At 43.3% G+C, this 17,867-nt stretch carries 12 protein-coding genes; 10 read left to right on the top strand and 2 right to left on the bottom strand.

The features are described 5' to 3' along the window. The first annotated feature begins 86 nt into the window (after positions 1-86). The 5 genes from A7D14_RS12535 (at position 87) to A7D14_RS12515 (ending at position 8,971) form a co-directional block, all read left to right on the top strand. Positions 87-5,852 carry a PAS domain S-box protein gene (locus tag A7D14_RS12535; protein WP_067035057.1) on the top strand — a complete coding sequence of 1,922 codons (5,766 nt, stop codon included), beginning with the start codon at positions 87-89 and terminating at the stop codon, positions 5,850-5,852. After that, complete coding sequence (locus A7D14_RS12530; RefSeq protein ID WP_067035054.1) at positions 5,849-6,274, top strand: response regulator; 426 nt, start codon at positions 5,849-5,851, stop codon at positions 6,272-6,274. The genes A7D14_RS12535 and A7D14_RS12530 overlap by 4 nt, the downstream gene beginning before the upstream one ends. An 18-nt stretch (positions 6,275-6,292) precedes the next feature. Further along, the gene (locus A7D14_RS12525) at positions 6,293-7,312 is read left to right on the top strand and encodes a response regulator (RefSeq protein ID WP_067035050.1); all 1,020 of its coding nucleotides are present in this window, start codon (positions 6,293-6,295) and stop codon (positions 7,310-7,312) included. After that, positions 7,309-7,689: a response regulator gene (locus A7D14_RS12520; protein WP_067035047.1), complete on the top strand. Its 381-nt coding sequence runs from the start codon at positions 7,309-7,311 to the stop codon at positions 7,687-7,689. Before A7D14_RS12525 ends, A7D14_RS12520 begins: the two co-directional genes overlap by 4 nt. Positions 7,690-8,002: 313 nt before the next feature. Beyond that, complete coding sequence (locus A7D14_RS12515) at positions 8,003-8,971, top strand: ornithine cyclodeaminase family protein (RefSeq protein ID WP_067035044.1); 969 nt, start codon at positions 8,003-8,005, stop codon at positions 8,969-8,971. Between the two features lie 14 nt (positions 8,972-8,985). On the opposite strand, the gene A7D14_RS12510 is transcribed toward A7D14_RS12515, so the two are convergent. Continuing rightward, positions 8,986-10,197: an MFS transporter gene (locus tag A7D14_RS12510; protein WP_255307453.1), complete on the bottom strand. Its 1,212-nt coding sequence runs from the start codon at positions 10,195-10,197 to the stop codon at positions 8,986-8,988. A gap of 206 nt (positions 10,198-10,403) precedes the next feature. Between A7D14_RS12510 and A7D14_RS12505 the strand changes: the two genes are divergently transcribed. After that, a complete protein-coding gene (locus A7D14_RS12505; protein WP_067035041.1) occupies positions 10,404-11,168 on the top strand; it encodes an exodeoxyribonuclease III in 765 nt (254 codons plus the stop codon). A 65-nt stretch (positions 11,169-11,233) separates the two neighbouring features. On the opposite strand, the gene A7D14_RS12500 is transcribed toward A7D14_RS12505, so the two are convergent. Then, on the bottom strand, positions 11,234-12,292 hold the full coding sequence (locus tag A7D14_RS12500) for a sensor histidine kinase (RefSeq protein ID WP_067035060.1): 1,059 nt from the start codon (positions 12,290-12,292) through the stop codon (positions 11,234-11,236). A gap of 351 nt (positions 12,293-12,643) precedes the next feature. On the opposite strand from A7D14_RS12500, the gene A7D14_RS12495 reads away from it, so the two are divergent. From A7D14_RS12495 to A7D14_RS12480, 4 genes are read left to right on the top strand one after another with little or no spacing between them, the layout of a single operon-like run. After that, entirely contained in the window at positions 12,644-13,330 is a 687-nt protein-coding gene (locus A7D14_RS12495) for a TetR/AcrR family transcriptional regulator (RefSeq protein WP_067035038.1), read from the top strand. Further along, the gene (locus tag A7D14_RS12490; RefSeq protein WP_067035035.1) at positions 13,323-14,990 is read left to right on the top strand and encodes a peptidase domain-containing ABC transporter; all 1,668 of its coding nucleotides are present in this window, start codon (positions 13,323-13,325) and stop codon (positions 14,988-14,990) included. Before A7D14_RS12495 ends, A7D14_RS12490 begins: the two co-directional genes overlap by 8 nt. 4 nt (positions 14,991-14,994) lie before the next feature. Next, complete coding sequence (locus A7D14_RS12485) at positions 14,995-16,347, top strand: HlyD family secretion protein (protein ID WP_067035032.1); 1,353 nt, start codon at positions 14,995-14,997, stop codon at positions 16,345-16,347. Next, the gene (locus tag A7D14_RS12480) at positions 16,331-17,743 is read left to right on the top strand and encodes a TolC family protein (protein WP_067035029.1); all 1,413 of its coding nucleotides are present in this window, start codon (positions 16,331-16,333) and stop codon (positions 17,741-17,743) included. The genes A7D14_RS12485 and A7D14_RS12480 overlap by 17 nt, the downstream gene beginning before the upstream one ends. Positions 17,744-17,867 lie beyond the last annotated feature (124 nt).

Raw genomic sequence — 17,867 nt, 5'->3', positions numbered from 1 at the left:
CAATGTGTAGTGTAACATAATTTTAGTTCTTTTGTGTTTAAATTCATTATTATTTCAATACCTATTCCCCCCCAATCAACCTATTGATGAACGATTTCGGCAACCTCTTTTATAACAATCCCTTGCCCAACTGGGTCTATGATATAGCTACTTTTGGGATTCTGGATGTCAATCAGGCGGCGATGGACCTTTATGGATATGACCGGAAGGAATTTCTTGCGCTTTCATTGATGGAACTAGCTACCCAAGATGAAGCCCATACCATTGAGGCCTGCCATGAAAACATCGGCCAAGAAAAGGGCAGCATACCTTTCGGAACCTTTACCCACAAGAAAAAAGATGGTAAAGAAATTCGGGTGGATATTATTGGACACAAAGTGGATTTTCAGAACAGAAAGTGCATCATGGCCGTGTGTCAGGAAATTACCCAAAAGGAGCAACAATACTTGGCATTGCAGCAATCCGAAAAGAGATTGGAAACAGCTTCGGAAATTGCCAAATTGGGATATTGGAAATTTGATATCCATTCAGGCTCCCTAAGCTGGACGGACAAGGTCTATGAAATTTGGGGAAGGGACAAAAATGAGTTTGAAGTAACCTTTGATGCCTTTTACCATAGCATACACCCCGATGACAGGGAGCTTTTTGAACTGGAACAGGAAACTGCATTGTCTGGCCAGGCAGAAATGGATTTTGTGCACCGTATTTTCCTGCCCGATGACAGCATCAGGTGGGTCCGGGAGCAGGGAAGGCTGAACAGGAACGCAGAAGGCGAGCCCATTTCCTTTGAAGGAACCGTTCAGGACATCACTGCGCAAAGAGAGGAAGAACAGCGGCTGAAACTGCTGGAAAGCGTGGTTACCCACGCCAATGATGCCGTTATGATCACCGATGCCGGGCCTCTGGAAGAGCAAGACCCAAAAATAGTGTATGTAAACAGGGCATTCACCCAAATGACAGGATATAAACCTGAAGAGGTCATTGGCAGAACCCCTGATATTCTGAGAGGTCCGAAGACTGACAGAAATGAATTGGAACGGTTCTACAAAACCTTGACCAAAGGGGATTCTTGTGAGGTCATCATCACCAATTACCGGAAAAACGGATCGCCGTTCTGGATCAATATCGCAGCTTCGCCCGTTAAGGATATCAAAGGGACTATTTCACATTATATTGCCATCCAAAGGGATGTATCCTCAAAAATCAATGCCCAGCTCGAAAAGGATTTTCTGGCCAAGATCAGTACAACCTTCAAGGAAAAAGAAAGCCTTGGCAGTTCCCTTAAGCAGATATGCAAGCTTGTATGCCTTTATGGTGATTTCACTTTTTGTGAGGTTTGGCTGCCCAGCACCCACAAAAACAGTCTCCGGTTTGCGGCCATGTACGGCAAGGACACGGCCGGAAAGACATTTTATCAACACTCCAAGGATGTTAAGGAATTTGATTTTGGTCATGGGCTTCCCGGTACGGTGTGGAAAACCAAACAGTCGGTGCTGTGGGGCAACATTGACCGGAACAACCTTTTTACCAGAAAAAATGCTGCGAAAGAATCGGGCATAAAGTCGGTGTTGGGCATTCCCTTAAAGCACCAGGGCAACATCGTGGGCGTCTTGGCCGTTGGCACCCCGGAAAATGAGAAACTGTTCAAGGCCCATTATCCGGTACTGTCCAATTTGGAAGATTATTTGGGATCGGAAATCAACCGAAAACGTTTGGAGGAGGACTTGACGTACTTGTTCGAGACCCTTCCAGACCTTATTTGTTTATTTGATTTTAACGGGGATTTCCTCAAAATAAACAAAGCCGGATGCGACATATTGGGTTATGACGAAGCTGAGATTGTGGGCAATTCCTTCCACAAGTTCATCCATGAAGAGGACAGGGGAATTTCCGATGAACTGGTCCAAAAAATAACGGACGGGCAGGAAACCTTTGAAATTGAAAACCGCTACATCACCAAAACCGGCAATCTTGTCTGGCTCAGTTGGCACTGCAAGGTAGTGATGGACGAAGGCGTGGTCTATGCCACCGCCAAAGACATCACCAAAGCCAAAAAATTACAGGAGGTGGTAACCGATGCTTCGCGTTTGGCCAAAATAGGCGGTTGGGAAATCGATATGATCAATGAAAAGTTGACATGGTCGGACGGGGTACACCAAATTTATGAGACTGATCCGCAGAGCTATGAGCCTGAGCTGGAACATGCCATTGATTTTTATAAGGAGGACCATAGGGAAAAAGTCAAGACCGCGGTCAGTTTAGCAATGGAAAAAGGAGAAGCCTTTGATTATGAGGCTGCTTTTATTTCCGCCAAAGGCAATGAAAAATGGGTCAAGGCCATGGGGCAGGCCGAAATGGCCCATGGGAAATGTATTCGGCTCTATGGAAGTTTTCAGGATATTACCCAACTGAAAGAAGCTGAACACCGAATCCAAAGCATCACCAATGACCTGCCGGGGGTTACTTTCCAATATATTGTCTATCCAGATGGTACTGATAAGCTGGCTTCGGTCAGCCAAAAATCCACGGAAATATGGGGGATGAGCCCAGAAGAATGTGAGAGGGATACCGCACCTGTATGGGACCAGATAAGAGAAGGCGGCGCGTATGCAAAACTCCAAGGGGAAATCCAAAACTGTATAGAAACGCTCTCCCAATGGTACAGTCGTTGGACAAGCATACTTCCCAACGGAAAGCTACGTTGGCACGAAGGCTATGGAACCCCCTATAAATTGGCCGACGGCACCGTTCTTTTCAATTCCATGATCTTTGACATCACTGATGAGGTCAAGTTGACCCATCTCTTGGAAGAAACCTCGGAACTCTCCAAAATTGGCAGTTGGGAAATGGATTTGCTTGCAGAACCCGGAAGCGATTCCATGTATTGGTCACCCATGGTACGAAAAATAATAGAAGTGGACGAGGACTATGACGCCTCATTGAGCGGTGGTCTGGAATTCTATACCCCTGAAAGCAGGCCCATAGTGGAAAAAGGGGTCGAAGAACTCATTGAAAAAGGGACAGAATATGACAAAGAGGTATTGTTAAAGACCAGTTCGGGAAAAGAAAAATGGGTTAGGATCATCGGAAAAAGTGAACGTGCCAATGGCGTGTGCACCAAAATATATGGAAGTATACAAGACATCCATGCGATGAAAACCACCCAATTGCAGCTCCAGGAAATATTGGGCAGTATTTCGGATGCATTCTATGCCGTGGACAAGGACTGGAACTTTACCTTTTTTAACAAGGAAGCTGAAAATTTATTGGGCAAGAAAAGTGATGAAGTATTGGGGAAAAACCTTTGGGAGCTGTTTTCCCCTGCCGTGGGCACCGAACTGGAAACCGTATATAAAAGAGTCGCCAAAAAAGGCAAGGCAGAGAGCTTTGAATATTTCTACCCGGGAAATGGATTATGGTACGAGATCAACACCTACCCTTCCAATGGCGGGGTTTCGGTCTATTTTAAAAATATTGACGAAAGGAAAAAGGCAGCAGCGGCATTGGAATCGGCCTATCAGGAAAAAAATATGATCCTGGAGAGTATCGGGGATGCTTTCTTCGCCATGAAAGAGGACTTCACGGTGACCTATTGGAACAAGACCGCCGAACGCTTGCTGGGGGTGAAAAGGGAAGACCTGATCGGTAAAAACCTTTGGGACGTGTTCCCCGATGCGGTGGACCTGCCCTCCTATACCAACTACAACAAGGTCCTGAAAACCCGGGAACCTATCTCTTTTGAGGACTATTATGGCCTTTGGCTGGAGGTCAACGCTTATCCATCGGAAGAGGGCATCAGTGTATTTTTTAGGGACATTACCCAAAGAAAGAAGGCCAACGAAAAAATCCTGCACAAAACAAAACAGCTGGACATCATCGCCGAAATGAACAGTGAACTGCTCAATTATGACGATTGGTTCAAAGTAATTGAAAAAGCGTTCGGGAAAGTTGGCGAATGCGTAAAGGCGGATCGCATATATTATTTCCAAAACTCCTTTAATGAAGAAACAGGGGAAATGGAAACCAGCCAGCGCTTGGAATGGAACAGTAAGGAAGTGCCTTCCCAGATCAACAACCCAGAACTCCAACGTATCCCTTTTTCCAAGATACAGGATTTTGTTGAGCCATTGACCCATAAAAAACCATTCGTGGCCATCGTGCGTGAGATGCAGGATACCGAGACCAAAAGGATGTTTCTTGAACAGGGCATCAAATCCATTTTGGTGCTTCCCATTTTTATCAACAAAGCATTTTGGGGCTTCATTGGTTTTGACGACTGTAATGATGAACGGAACTGGACCTACGATGATATTTCCTTTCTAAGGACCATAACGTCCAACCTTTCCACGGCAATAGAGACTTCCATGACCAACAAGGAGCTGGAACGCTCCTATGCCGAAAAGAACCAGATCTTGGAGAGTATCGGGGATGCCTTTTTTGCAGTTGAGAAAGATTGGACGGTCACGTATTGGAACAAACAGGCCGAAGAAGTCCTGGGAAAGAAAAGAAAGGACATCGTGGGCAAAAAGCTGTGGGACGAATATGCGGATGCCGTTGAGCTTGAGTTTTATGCTCAATACCAAAAGGCCATGGCCACAGGGAAAATAGTCACTTTTGAGGAATTCTATCCCACACTGGGCAAATGGTTCGAGGTGTCTGCCTATCCAAGCAATGAAGGGCTTTCGGTCTATTTTAAGGACATCACCTTGCGAAAGGAGACCGATATACAGATTCTTCAGGCCAACGAGCGTTTTGAAAAGGTGGCGCAGGCAACCACGGATGCGATTTGGGACTGGGACATCGAAAATAAAGTATTCCACCGAAGTGATGGCTTTGAAAAGCTGTTTGGGCACAAGGTCAAAAAGTGTTTGGACGAAAGCAAGGTATGGAAAGACAGCTTTCATCCGGACGATTTGCCAAAAATCCAATCCAGCCTCAAGAAGAGCCTGCAAGACCCTTCCAAGGAATTTTGGAAAAAGGAATACAGGATCATCCACGAGGATGGAGAGGTCAAAACCGTGATCGATAAGGGGGCCATCATCAGGAACGAGTCCGGGGAGGCCATCCGAATGGTGGGTGCCATCACGGACATCAGTGAGCGTATACGACACGAAAGGGAATTGGAAGAACTCAATGAAGCGCTCAGAAAAAACATCAAAGACCTGGAAATCACCAACGACCAGTTGGAACAGTTTGCCTTTATAGCTTCGCACGACCTTCAGGAGCCATTGCGGATGATCACCAGTTTCTTGAACCAGTTGCACCGAAAATATAGCGGCCAACTAGACGAAAAGGCAGACCAGTACATCCATTTTGCGACCGATGGGGCCAAGAGAATGAAGCAGATTATCCTGGACCTGCTCGAGTATTCCCGTGCGGGAAGATTGGATGAGAACCCTGAAACCATCGACCTGAACAAGTTGGTTGAGGAGTACGAAGTACTGCGGAGCAGGTTGATAAAAGAAAAGTCCGTAAAGATCGTCAAGGGAAATTTTCCTGAGGTCACCTGTTTTAAGGCACCGCTGACCCAGACCCTCCACTGTTTGTTGGACAATGCCATCAAATATTCAAAGGAAGGGGTGCCCCCTGTGATTAAAATTACTGTATCTGACAAGAAAAATCATTGGCAAGTGAAGATCAAGGACAATGGTATTGGTATCGACCCTGATTTTTTTGACAAAGTTTTTATTATCTTTCAAAGACTTCATGACAGGGACACCTACGGTGGTACTGGAATGGGGTTGGCAATCTCCAAGAAAAATGTGGAATCTTGGGGCGGTAAAATTTGGTTGGAGTCCAAGCCCGGCAAGGGAAGTGCTTTTTATTTCACCATAAACAAGAATAAGTCATGAAAACCGTGCACATTTTGTTGGTAGAGGATAATGATGGAGACATCGTACTGACCCTTGACGCCTTTGAGGAGAGTAAGATCAAAACCAATATCAGTATTGTAAAGAACGGCAGGGATGCCCTGGATTTTCTTTTCAAAAAGGACAAGTATGCAGATGCCCTTCGCCCCGATCTGATTCTTTTGGACATCAACCTGCCCATTTTCAACGGGCATGACGTTCTCAAAAAAATCAAACAGGACCAGTTCCTGAAGAAAATCCCGGTGATCATGCTCACCACCTCATCCAACCAAAGGGACATCAATGTGGCCTATGAAAACCACACGAACAGTTATGTGACCAAACCTATTGATATGGAGGATTTTATGAAGGCGGTTTTAAAAATCGAGGAGTTTTGGCTGCAACTATCCAAATTGGCCGATTAACACTATAAATAATGACCAATGACGAAGGATGATCAACCACTTTCCATTCTGGTAATCGAGGACAACCCTGGCGACTTTATGCTGATCGACGATTTTTTGCTCGAAAAGTTCAGCGCCATCAAGGTTATCCATGAGGAAACCTTTGAATCGGCCATTGCGGAGCTCAAATCCTTTGAAAACATCGACATCATATTGCTGGACCTTATATTGCCCGATATGAAGGGGGAACAATTGGTGGAAAAAGTACAGGAACACAGTGGCAACATTCCCATCATCATACTAACGGGCTATTCGGATATTGGCCTGGCCAGAAAAATATTGTCCAAAGGGGTCTCGGATTTTTTGATCAAGGACGAGATCAACCCAGAGATCATTTACAAGGCCATTATCTATGCTCTTGAACGAAAAAATTACATAACCAAGCTCAATACAAGCAAAAAGATTTATCGGGATTTGTTCGATTTCAGCCCCCAGCCTATGTGGATCTTTGACCCATCAACCCTTCATTTTTTGAATGTCAACAAGGCGGCCATCAACAAATATGGCTATACTTTGGAAGAGTTCAAGAACATGACCATAAAGGACATACGGCCCAAAAACCACATGGAGTTTTTGGAAAAAAGTCTGGAGGAACGCAAAACAAGAGACCCGGACACCTATGCCGGTGTGTTTTTCCATGCCTTAAAATCAGGTGAGACCATTTGCGTGGAGATCTATAGCAACGATATTGAATATGAGGGCAGAACGGTACGGTTGGTCCTGGCAAGCGACATCACCGAAAAACAGGAATACGTAAGCACCATAGAAACCCAGAACAAAAAACTGAGAGACATTGCATGGACACAATCACATGTGGTCCGGGCTCCATTATCACGCCTTTTGGGGGTCATCAACCTTTTGGATCTGGAACCCAATGACTCGGAAGAAGTGCCCTTTTTGCTGGAACAGATCAAAGTATCGGGGAAGGAACTGGACAAAATTATTCAAGACATAGTAGCTGAGACACGTTCAATGGATATTAAAACGCTAAAAAGATGAATAAATTAGGACTGTTGGTTGATGATGACCCTATCTTTAACTGGGTTTCATCGAAAATGATTGAGAAGGTGGACCCAGGTCTGACCATAAAGTCATGCGCCAATGGCAAGGAAGCATTGGACTTTCTCTGTGAAAACTATACTGGGGAAACCATATATCAGATTTTGCTGGACATAAATATGCCCAGACTCAATGGATGGGAATTTATCGAAGAGCTTGAGGGAATACAAACCATTAAAAGTGATAACGTCTTCATATACATTGTTTCTTCTTCCACGGATGAAAGTGATATCAAAAAAGCTGATGGCCTTGAACTGGTCAAAGGCTATTTTAAAAAGCCGTTGTCAATTGAAGACATTAAATCCATATTCGGGTAGCGTACCACTGTTTCATTTTTAGCCCAAAAATGGTTTTTGACCATATTGAAATGAAATCCGCTTCCAAGCAAGCTTGCTAGGACGAACCAATAAAGGCGTCTAACCAACAGCCTAAGAAAAAAGAGGTTACCCCTTCGAAATTTGGCCGTACTGATAAAAAGAGCATCGTCTTTGAAGGATAGGGTTCCATATCCTTTTGATCAGGCCACACTTCCCCAACGGAAATAGAAACTGTTATATATGATCATCCGATATTGATAGGATATTGCTCCATTTTCAGTAGTATGGTTCTTAATGGGTATATTTAAAACTTATGGAAGATATAATTCAAATTGAAGCCGAATTTATTGAGAAAAACACCCATTTTCCTGATCTGATCAATGCTTTGGAAATTGCTTTTTCGGAGAAAGCAGCTGTTGTTCCTATGCGACATCATCACGATTTTCCAAACCCCCCGGTTGGTAAAGAGTCCACTTTGTTGTTGATGCCAGCATGGAACCCCGGTAAGGATGCAGGTGTTAAGATGGCAACGGTAAGTCCAGCCAATGGAAAGTTTGGCTTGCCCGCCATTCAAGGAATCTACATTTATTTGGATGCTTTAAAAGGAAGCATAAAAGCACTACTGGAAGCCAAAAGTTTGACCGTGAAACGTACAGCGGCAGCTTCCGCACTGGCGTCTAAATTTTTGAGCAGGCCCGATTCCAAAACAATGCTCATGATCGGTACTGGTGCCCTATCACCCAATTTGATCAGGGCGCATGCCAGTATAAGACCCATAGAACAGGTATATGTTTGGGGCAGAAACTTCAAGAAAGCAGAGCACGTATGTCAGCTTCTGAAAGAAGAAAACTTTACCATAACGCCAGTAAAAAATATTGAGGATAAAATCGGACAGGTAGACCTAATTTCGGCGGCTACGCTGTCAAAAACACCTCTTGTATTGGGAAAGTTTTTAAGACCTGGACAACATGTGGACCTGGTAGGGGCGTATCGTACAGATATGCGCGAGGCCAATGACGAGGCAATTATGAAATCAGAAGTGTTCGTGGATACTTTTGAAGGAGGGTTAAAAGAAGGTGGTGATATTGTAATTCCCTTAAAAAGTGGTGTGTTGGAAGAAAAAAACATCAAGGCCGACCTATTTGCAATGGCCGGACAAAAACACAAGGGTAGGGAAGATGATGAACAAATCACTTTTTTTAAATCCGTGGGGCATGCCTTGGAGGATTTAACGGCCGCCACGTATTATTATAAGCTGTTCAAAAACAGTAAGCAGCTATAGGCGGAAAGGTCGTGTTACGTGCAAAGGGATTCCTTTCTCTTCTTCTTTTTTTCCGTTTTTTGAACATACAAAATGGCAATTCCAATACATGCGCCCGTAAAAGCCAAAATGGCGCCAACCACACTCGCATAGTTTACCGGTAGTCCAAAAATCATGGGGACACCCCCCAAATAAGCACCGGAGGCATTTGCCATGTTAAATGCACTTTGATTCATGGAAGACCCCAGTTTCTCTGCTCCTTTCGCAGCTTTGATGATCGATATCTGGATAGGTGCGGCCAACGAAAAGGTGATGACCCCAACCATAAAGCTTACAATAAAAATGGCGATGTTGCTACTGGCCAAAAGCGAGTTTATCAAAAGAATGGTGGTCATGCTCAACAAACTGATGACCACAGACTTTTGTGCCGTAAAAACTTCCACCATCCGGGCTCCCAAAAAATTCCCGAAGAACATCCCCATTCCCGCAACGATCATAACGTAGCCTACATACGCTTCAGGCAATTTGGCCACGTTGATGACCAAGGGCGCAATATAGCTGTACCAAGCAAAGAAGCCACCGGTTCCAATGGTGGTCAATGCAATCAAGGCCCAAAGTTTTTTGCTTTTTATTCCAGAAGAGGCTGCTTGGTTTTCATTGGGTTCCGTTTCTTCCAGGGACTGTTTCGGCATCCAATAGTACAAACTGGCCAATGTTGCAATCCCTGCAATGCCCACAAGCATGAAAGAAAAGCTCCAGTGAAATTCCTGACCGATATAAGTGCCAAGCGGCACACCTACCACATTGGCAATCGTAAGTCCAGAGAACATAACTGCCATGGCTTGGGCCGCCTTGCCCGGTTTGGCCAAATAGCCAGAAACCACTGCACCAATGCCAAAAAAGGCCCCATGGGGCATTCCAGATAAAAACCGGAGCAACATCATGATCCAATAGTTTCCGGAAAATGCGGACAGCGTATTGAACACCGTAAACCAAATCATCAAGAAGAACAACGATTTTTTAGGGGATAGTTTTCCAGTGACCTTGGCCATAAAGGGAGCACCTATCACCACACCCAAAGCATAAATGGCGATAAAATGTCCGGCCTTGGGAATGGAAATGCTCATGGAATCGGCAATGTTGGGCAAAATTCCCATGATCACGAATTCCGTTAGACCAATTCCGAAGCCCCCAACGGCAAGCGAAAGCAAAGCTTTGGTATTTGTTGAATTTATGGGTTGTTTCAAATGTGTATTTTTAGGTCTGTAAACAGCAATGAACCTACAAAGGTACGCGGTTATGCTTGAACTGGTTGCAAGCATTTTCACATAATTCTGTTTTGGTTTGTCCAATTATGGATGTCTTAAAATAGACTTGAAATCGTTGCAATATTTCCAGAACAATTCACCATATCCCTTATCTTTAAAAAACTAAACAAGCAAAATATAAGTGTATGTTGATTCTTTCGTGGAACGTGAACGGCATCAGGGCCATCGGCAAAAAAGGGTTTTTGGAGAATATTAAAAACCTGGATCCAGATGTGCTTTGCATTCAAGAAACCAAGGCCCAAGACCATGAGGCCGAAAAGGAACTTTCTAAGTTGACCGATTATTCCATATTCACCAACTCCGCCGATAAAAAAGGGTATTCCGGTACAGCATTGTTGAGCAAAAAAGAGCCGATTACGGTCAAAAATGACATGGGAAACCCGGAACACGATGCTGAGGGCAGAATTCAATGTGCGGAATACGATGACTTTTTTCTTGTAAATGTCTATGTTCCCAACTCCGGGCAACAACTGGATCGTTTGGACTATCGTAAAACCTGGGATGCTGATTTTCTGGAATACCTGAATACCTTAGAGGCCAGCAAACCCGTAATTGTATGTGGCGATTTTAATGTGGCCCATAGGGCCATGGACCTTAAGAACGACAAGTCCAACTACAACAAAACCGCAGGATACACGCAAGTAGAAATAGACGGCATGGATAATTTTCTGGATTCGGGATTTGTGGATTCCTTCCGTAAACTGCATCCAGATGAGGTGGCCTATACCTATTGGAGTTATCGTTTTAAGGCCCGTGAACGCAATACAGGTTGGCGAATCGATTATTTTTTGGTCAGTCCCAAGCTGATGGACAAAGTTGAATCGGTCACTATTTTATCAAACGTCTATGGTTCTGACCATTGTCCAATAGGGTTGCGCATAAATCTATAGCCCAGCCTTTCGCTATTGCAGAATTTTTATGGGAAAGAAGAAGGGCACAATTTTTTGAATTGGGTTTAAGCTTTAAACTTGATCGTAAAAGTGGTCCCCTCATTCACCTGGCTCTCCACTTTTATGCCACCTCCCAGACTGGTCACGTGGTTGTGCACCAAATATAGGCCAACCCCTTTGCTGTCTTCATTTCCGTGGAATCTTTCGTTCAGTTTAAAAATAAGATGTCCTACGTTATCCATATCAATGCCAAGGCCGTTATCGGAAAAAATCAATAGTTTTTCCCCGTTCTGCTGGGTTGTTCGTATTGAGATGACCGGAGGAACGCCCGGCCTTGCATATTTGATGGAATTGGTGATCAAATTTAGAAAAATACTCTCCATGAAATTGTCCTTGAAGGGCACACTACCCAAACCTGAAAAGTCGATATGGAACTTGGCACCTGCCTTTTGAATCAAGGCACTTATGGAATTTTGAACTTTTTGCAAGGCTTCATTAAAATTGACCTCATTCAATTTTTTCCCCGAAAGGTCATTTTGTTTAAAGGTATCTAAAAAGGAGTTCAAAGAAGTCTTTAATCCTTCCGCGGAAAGTTGAATAAGACTACATATTTCCCGTGTCTCGGGATCATCTATTTTGGTCATATCAATTAAACTGACCAAGGCCATCAAATTGTTCAAAGGGGATCTAAGATCATGTGCGGTGGTATAATTTTGTTGCTTGAGTTTCTCATTTACCTGATAAAGTCGGGTTAAGTGCGACTTGCGTTCATTTTCAAGTTTTTTGGTGTGGGTCACATCTTTTGCAATGGCATAGATCAATCCCTCTTTCGCTACAGGAATGGATGTCCAGTGCAGCCAAACCAAATTTCCGGATTTGCATACATATCTGTTTTCAAAATTGACCAATGGGACATTCTTCTTTAACTTATCCCGGTGTGCAGCGGTACGCTCCCTGTCTTCATGATAGATGAATTCAGAAATCATTTTTGAGTACAATTCCTCTTCAGAATATCCCAAAAGCTCAACAAAGGCTGGATTTATTTTCTCAAAATATCCTTCATAGTTGGCTATGCAGAGACAATCCATGGATTGTTCAAAAAATGGCTCTAATTGCATGTTCATTAATTTCTGGTTTTTTATTGTCCTCATCTACTTTGGATACTGGGCACAGCGCACCTTATTATTTAATGTGTAACCTCAATTCGTTCAACAAATCTACTAACGTATGAAATTTAGTGGTTATTGGCTATGGACCTTGGAAATTATTTACTGTTTTAACTGGAATATTGTTCATTGGGGAAATGGTATAGATGCTCTTTGACCATTCCACTTTTTTGGGTTAAGCCCATGTAAAGCTCCTGATCTATATAATTTAGATTAATGTTGAACAATAGTTAATTGAAAGTTAAACAATATAATATTGATAGTAATACTTTTATATTTGCGAATGTTTATTTCAAAAATGCACATAAAATGGAAAGGTTAATGCAATCTCTTCGTATGGGGATAAATGAAAAACTTTACCTGAAGGATCCAGAATCATCGGATTTAGGCAAGAAAATTATTGAGCAGAGCATTTTGATGATCAATGAAATGGGTTTTGAGAGCTTTACTTTTAAAAAACTGGGGACGGCGATCAGTTCCAATGAAAGTTCCATATACCGCTATTTTGAGAACAAGCACAAACTTTTGCTCTATCTGGCCTCTTGGTACTGGGGGTGGTTGGAGTATAGAATGGTGTTTGCCACATACGGTATTCCCGATGATGAAAGAAAGTTGAGAAAAGCTATTGAAATCCTTACACAGAATGTTGAGGAGGACAACGCATTTACCCATATCAATGAAGTGATCTTGAATAAAATAGTCATCAATGAATATTCCAAATCCTATCTCACCAAGGAAGTGGACAAAGAGAACAAAGAAGGCTACTTTTTGGTGTATAAAAGAATGGTGAACAGGCTTGCCGAAATGATCATGGCCGTGGATGGTGATTATCCCTACCCCATAAGTCTGGCCAGCACGATTTTTGAAGGGTCACTGCATCAATATTTTTTGCAGGAACATTTTCCGGCCCTTACCAATTGTAATGAATCTGTTACCCCGCTTGAATACTTTACCGATCTAATTAACCGAACCTTAAACGTAAAACCCAATGACTAAAGATATATTAACGGCATGGCAGCGATTGATGGGCATGCTCACCTTGGACAAAAAAGATGTTTTCCAAGTATTTTACTATGCAATTTTCGCAGGGCTGGTCAATCTTTCCCTTCCTTTGGGAATACAGGCTATCATTAATTTGATACAAGGGGCCCAAATAAGCACATCCTGGGTGGTGTTGGTGGTTTTGGTGACCCTGGGGGTAGCTTTTGCGGGCGCACTTCAGTTGATGCAGATCAGGATCATTGAGAACGTCCAACAGAAAATTTTCACCCGATCGTCTTTTGAATTTGCCTACCGGTTTCCTAAAATACGCATGAGCCAGCTGAGAAACTATTATCCGCCGGAACTGGCCAATCGTTTTTTTGATACACTGACCATCCAAAAGTCACTTTCAAAGATATTGATTGATTTTCCAGCGGCCCTGCTCCAGATCATTTTTGGACTTTTGCTGCTCTCCTTTTACCATCCGTTTTTTATTATCTACGGATTGTTGCTGGTATTGTTGATCTACGTGGTCTTTAAGTTCACGGCACAAAAAGGTCTGGAAACCAGTTTGGAAGAATCCAAGAACAAGTATAAAGTTGCCCATTGGATTCAAGAGATTGCCCGATCCATCATCAGTTTTAAACTTTCGGGAAAGACCTCGCACGCCATGGATAAAAATGATGCCCTTGTGGCCAATTATTTGGATGCAAGGGAAAGTCACTTTAGAGTAATCGTCATACAGTTTATCCAAATGATCGGTTTCAAGGTTTTGGTAACGGCCGGTCTATTGCTTATTGGAGGATTGCTGGTACTGGACCAGGAAATGAACATAGGTCAGTTTGTGGCAGCGGAAATCATTATCCTTTTGGTGATCAACTCCGTTGAGAAGCTGATTTTGGGACTGGAAACGTTTTATGATCTCCTGACATCCCTTGAAAAAATGGGGCAGGTAGTGGACAAAGAATTGGAACCCCAAGAAGGAGAAACCCCATTCAATGGATTTGAGGGACTGACCGTTGAACTCCATGAAGTGACCTACAAAGTACCGGGTAGGGACAAGAAAATCCTTGATGACATATCCTTTACCATAACGCCAAACTGTTCAATTCTGTTGAAAGGGCCCAGCGGATCTGGACGATCTACCTTGCTTCGTTTGATCGCGGGAATTTTGGAGCCCGATGAAGGAAAAATTTATGTGAACAACGTAGACCTAAAAGGAATATACCTCAACGAATACCGGTCATATTTGGGCCAATCCCTTACCGAGGAATATCCGTTTGAAGGGACCATATTGGACAATATTACCTTCGGTAACAAGAACATTCCCATGAAAGACGTTTATTGGGCCATAGAAAAAACCGGACTTACCCAGTTTGTGAAGGAGCAGCCCAACGGACTTCAAACCATGCTCTATCCAGAAGGAAAGAAGATTCCCTATACCATTTCAAAGAAAATTGTTTTGGCCCGTAGCATTGTGAATCGTCCAAAGCTATTGATTCTTAAAGACCCCTTGGATCAATTTTCGGAAAAGGAAGCCGATCAGATTATGGAGTTTCTAACAGATTCCTCCAACGGATGGGCACTGGTCGTTGTAAGCGAAAATCCAAAATGGGTTCGCTTATGCAACAGAACAATTGCTATAGAAAACGGAAGGTTGATCAAAGAAAGTTAAAATCATGCTGAATATATCTCATAACAAACTGAACCAAAAAGTGGACATTAGTGTGTATAGGGCTGGATTAAAAGTCTTTCACAAACGCCACTATAAGCAGTTCAATCGTTTTTTGGCTGCATTTTTCATCATGGCATTCGTGGTCATGTTCCTGCCATGGACCCAAAATATTTCCGGACGTGGGTATTTAACCACCTTAACACCAGATCAACGTCCACAGACCATTCAATCCCCAATTCCGGGTCGTATTGAAAAATGGTTTGTGCGAGAAGGAGACTTTGTGGAAAAGGGGGATACCATTCTACAAATCTCTGAAGTGAAGAGCGAATATTTTGATCCCAGGTTGGTGGAGCGTACCGGGCAACAGATCAAGGCCAAATCCATGTCGGTAAACTCATATCAAGAAAAAGTGGGAGCACTGGGAACACAGATTCAGGCTTTGATCCAAGAGCGTCAGTTGAAACTGGAGCAGGCAAAAAACAAATTGATACAATCCAAACTCAAGGTAAAAAGTGATAGTATCGACCTAGAAGCGGCCAAAACCAATATTGCTATTGCACAACGGCAGTACGATAGGGTGGTGCAATTGGAAAAGGAAGGATTGAAGGCGGTGACCGATCTGGAAGAAAAACGGTTAAAACTCCAGGAAACCCAAGCAAAAATAATATCCCAAGAGAATAAGTTGTTGACCAGTAAAAATGATGTCATCAATGCACAGATGGAAATTACCAGGGTACAGGCAGAGTACACGGACAAGATTTCCAAAGCCCGGAGTGATCAGTTCACGGCCCAATCCAATCAATTCGATTCTGAAGCTGAGGTGACCAAGCTGGAAAATGCCTACACCAACTACGAAATGCGGAACAGTCTTATGTTTGTACGTGCACCACAAAGTGGTTTCATTAACAAGGCGCTGCAATCCGGATTGGGAGAGACTTTTAAGGAAGGTGACCAACTTGTTGGAATTATGCCGGACAAGTACGATATGGCCGTGGAAACCTTTGTAGATCCCATTGATTTGCCCCTCATCCATGTAGGGGAGAAGGTGCGTATCCAGTTTGATGGTTGGCCCGCGATTGTTTTTAGCGGTTGGCCCAACGTCTCCTACGGTACTTTCGGAGGGAAGATTGTTGCCATCGAGACCTTTATCAGCCCAAATGGAAAATACAGGGTGCTTCTGGCTCCGGATGAGGATGACGCTGATTGGCCCAAGGATATAAGAGTGGGCTCAGGTGCAAGTACCATGGCCTTGTTGGAAGATGTTCCCATTTGGTTTGAGCTATGGAGGCAACTCAACGGCTTCCCACCCAATTATTATCAACCTCAAAATTCAGGTGCCAATGCAACTAAGCAGTAGGACAAAACTTTTCCTTTGTATTTTTTTCCTTGCCAGCTTTGCTGCACAAGCCCAACAGGATAGCCTTATCTTGGGTTTCAAGGAGTATTTGGGCTATGTGAAAAAGTACCATCCCGTAGCCAAACAGGCCCAACTCACGATTGCCACAGGTCAGGCCAATCTTATGAAGGCCAGAGGCGGGTTTGATCCCAAAATAGAAGTGGATTATGACCGTAAGGAATTCAAGGGAACGGAATACTGGGACCGACTCAATACCACTTTTAAAATCCCTACGTGGTTTGGGATTGAGCTTAAAGGGAACTATCAGCAAAATGAAGGTACATACATCAATCCTGATGAGACGCTGCCAGAAGATGGTCTGTATAGTGCAGGAGTGTCCATGTCATTGCTGGATGGTCTATTGACGAATGAGCGTATGGCCACCTTGCGCAAGGCCAAGTTTTTTAGGGAGCAGTCCAAGGCCGATCAAGATATAATGGTGAACGAGGTGTTGTACCGCGCTTCAACAGCGTATTTTGATTGGATGAAAGCCTTTAGGGATGCAGAGGTTTTCAAAGACTTTTTGGATAATGCAGAAACCCGATTCCAAGGGATTCGCCAAAGTGCACTGGCAGGTGATATTGCCATGATTGATACTGTGGAAGCGGGAATAGCAGTTCGGAATCGTGAACTTGGATACGAACAAGCCAAGGTGGAGTTGATGAAGAAGTCACTGGAGGTTTCCAATTTTCTGTGGATTGAAGATGTGCCGGTTGAGTTACAGCCGAATGTAGCTCCGGACTTGGATACGGAAAATGAGATTGATGTTACTCTGGAAATTATGGGGAAACCCCTGGACAGTTTCAGTTTGGAGAATCATCCCAAATTACGCTCGCTGGAATATAAAATAGATGGCCTTACCATTGATAAGCGGCTCAAGGCCAACAAGCTGCTGCCAAAATTGGATGTGGAATATAATTTTATCACCGAAACACCAGATCAAATAAATTCCTTGGTAACGGAAAACTATAAAGGGGGGATCACCTTTCAGTTGCCATTGTTTTTGCGAAAGGAGCGGGGGGATCTTAAATTGGCAAAATTCAAGTTGATGGATGCAGAGTTTGAACGGGACAATGCACAAGTTGAAATTCAGAACAAAGTGGTGGCCATATACAGGGAATTGGATTCCTACACCACCCAAAATCAGTTGATAGCAGACATTGTGAGGGATTATAGCACTATGTTGACAGCAGAGGAACGCAAGTTCAGTTTTGGTGAAAGTTCTTTGTTTTTGATCAATTCCAGGGAAAGCAAATTGATTGATGCGTACTTGAAACGAAACGAGATGCAAAACAAGTTTTTTCACACCAAGGCCAAACTCTTTAAAAGCTTAGCCATCAACCCAGAAAACCTGTAAATAAAAATGTTTAATGTTAAGTTTTAAAAATTAAACATTTCGTATCTTTACAAAAAAGAAGAAAATGGCTAAAAAGAAGAATATTTCCAAGCAGCAAATAGTCTCATGGTTTATGGACTATGTG

The sequence above is a fragment of the Allomuricauda sp. CP2A genome, assembly GCF_001683915.1.
Lineage (GTDB): Bacteria > Bacteroidota > Bacteroidia > Flavobacteriales > Flavobacteriaceae > Flagellimonas.
Note: the sequence above shows the minus strand (reverse complement) of the source record. Positions and strands in the feature narration are given on the sequence as shown.

Coding starts and splice junctions, on each gene's coding strand:
- A7D14_RS12515 (WP_067035044.1), top strand. CDS start 8,003: ATGGAAGATATAATTCAAATTGAAGCCGAATTTATTGAGAAAAACACC.
- A7D14_RS12485 (WP_067035032.1), top strand. CDS start 14,995: ATGCTGAATATATCTCATAACAAACTGAACCAAAAAGTGGACATTAGT.
- A7D14_RS12525 (WP_067035050.1), top strand. CDS start 6,293: ATGACGAAGGATGATCAACCACTTTCCATTCTGGTAATCGAGGACAAC.
- A7D14_RS12490 (WP_067035035.1), top strand. CDS start 13,323: ATGACTAAAGATATATTAACGGCATGGCAGCGATTGATGGGCATGCTC.
- A7D14_RS12520 (WP_067035047.1), top strand. CDS start 7,309: ATGAATAAATTAGGACTGTTGGTTGATGATGACCCTATCTTTAACTGG.
- A7D14_RS12530 (WP_067035054.1), top strand. CDS start 5,849: ATGAAAACCGTGCACATTTTGTTGGTAGAGGATAATGATGGAGACATC.
- A7D14_RS12505 (WP_067035041.1), top strand. CDS start 10,404: ATGTTGATTCTTTCGTGGAACGTGAACGGCATCAGGGCCATCGGCAAA.
- A7D14_RS12495 (WP_067035038.1), top strand. CDS start 12,644: ATGGAAAGGTTAATGCAATCTCTTCGTATGGGGATAAATGAAAAACTT.
- A7D14_RS12535 (WP_067035057.1), top strand. CDS start 87: ATGAACGATTTCGGCAACCTCTTTTATAACAATCCCTTGCCCAACTGG.
- A7D14_RS12500 (WP_067035060.1), bottom strand. CDS start 12,292: ATGAACATGCAATTAGAGCCATTTTTTGAACAATCCATGGATTGTCTC.
- A7D14_RS12480 (WP_067035029.1), top strand. CDS start 16,331: ATGCAACTAAGCAGTAGGACAAAACTTTTCCTTTGTATTTTTTTCCTT.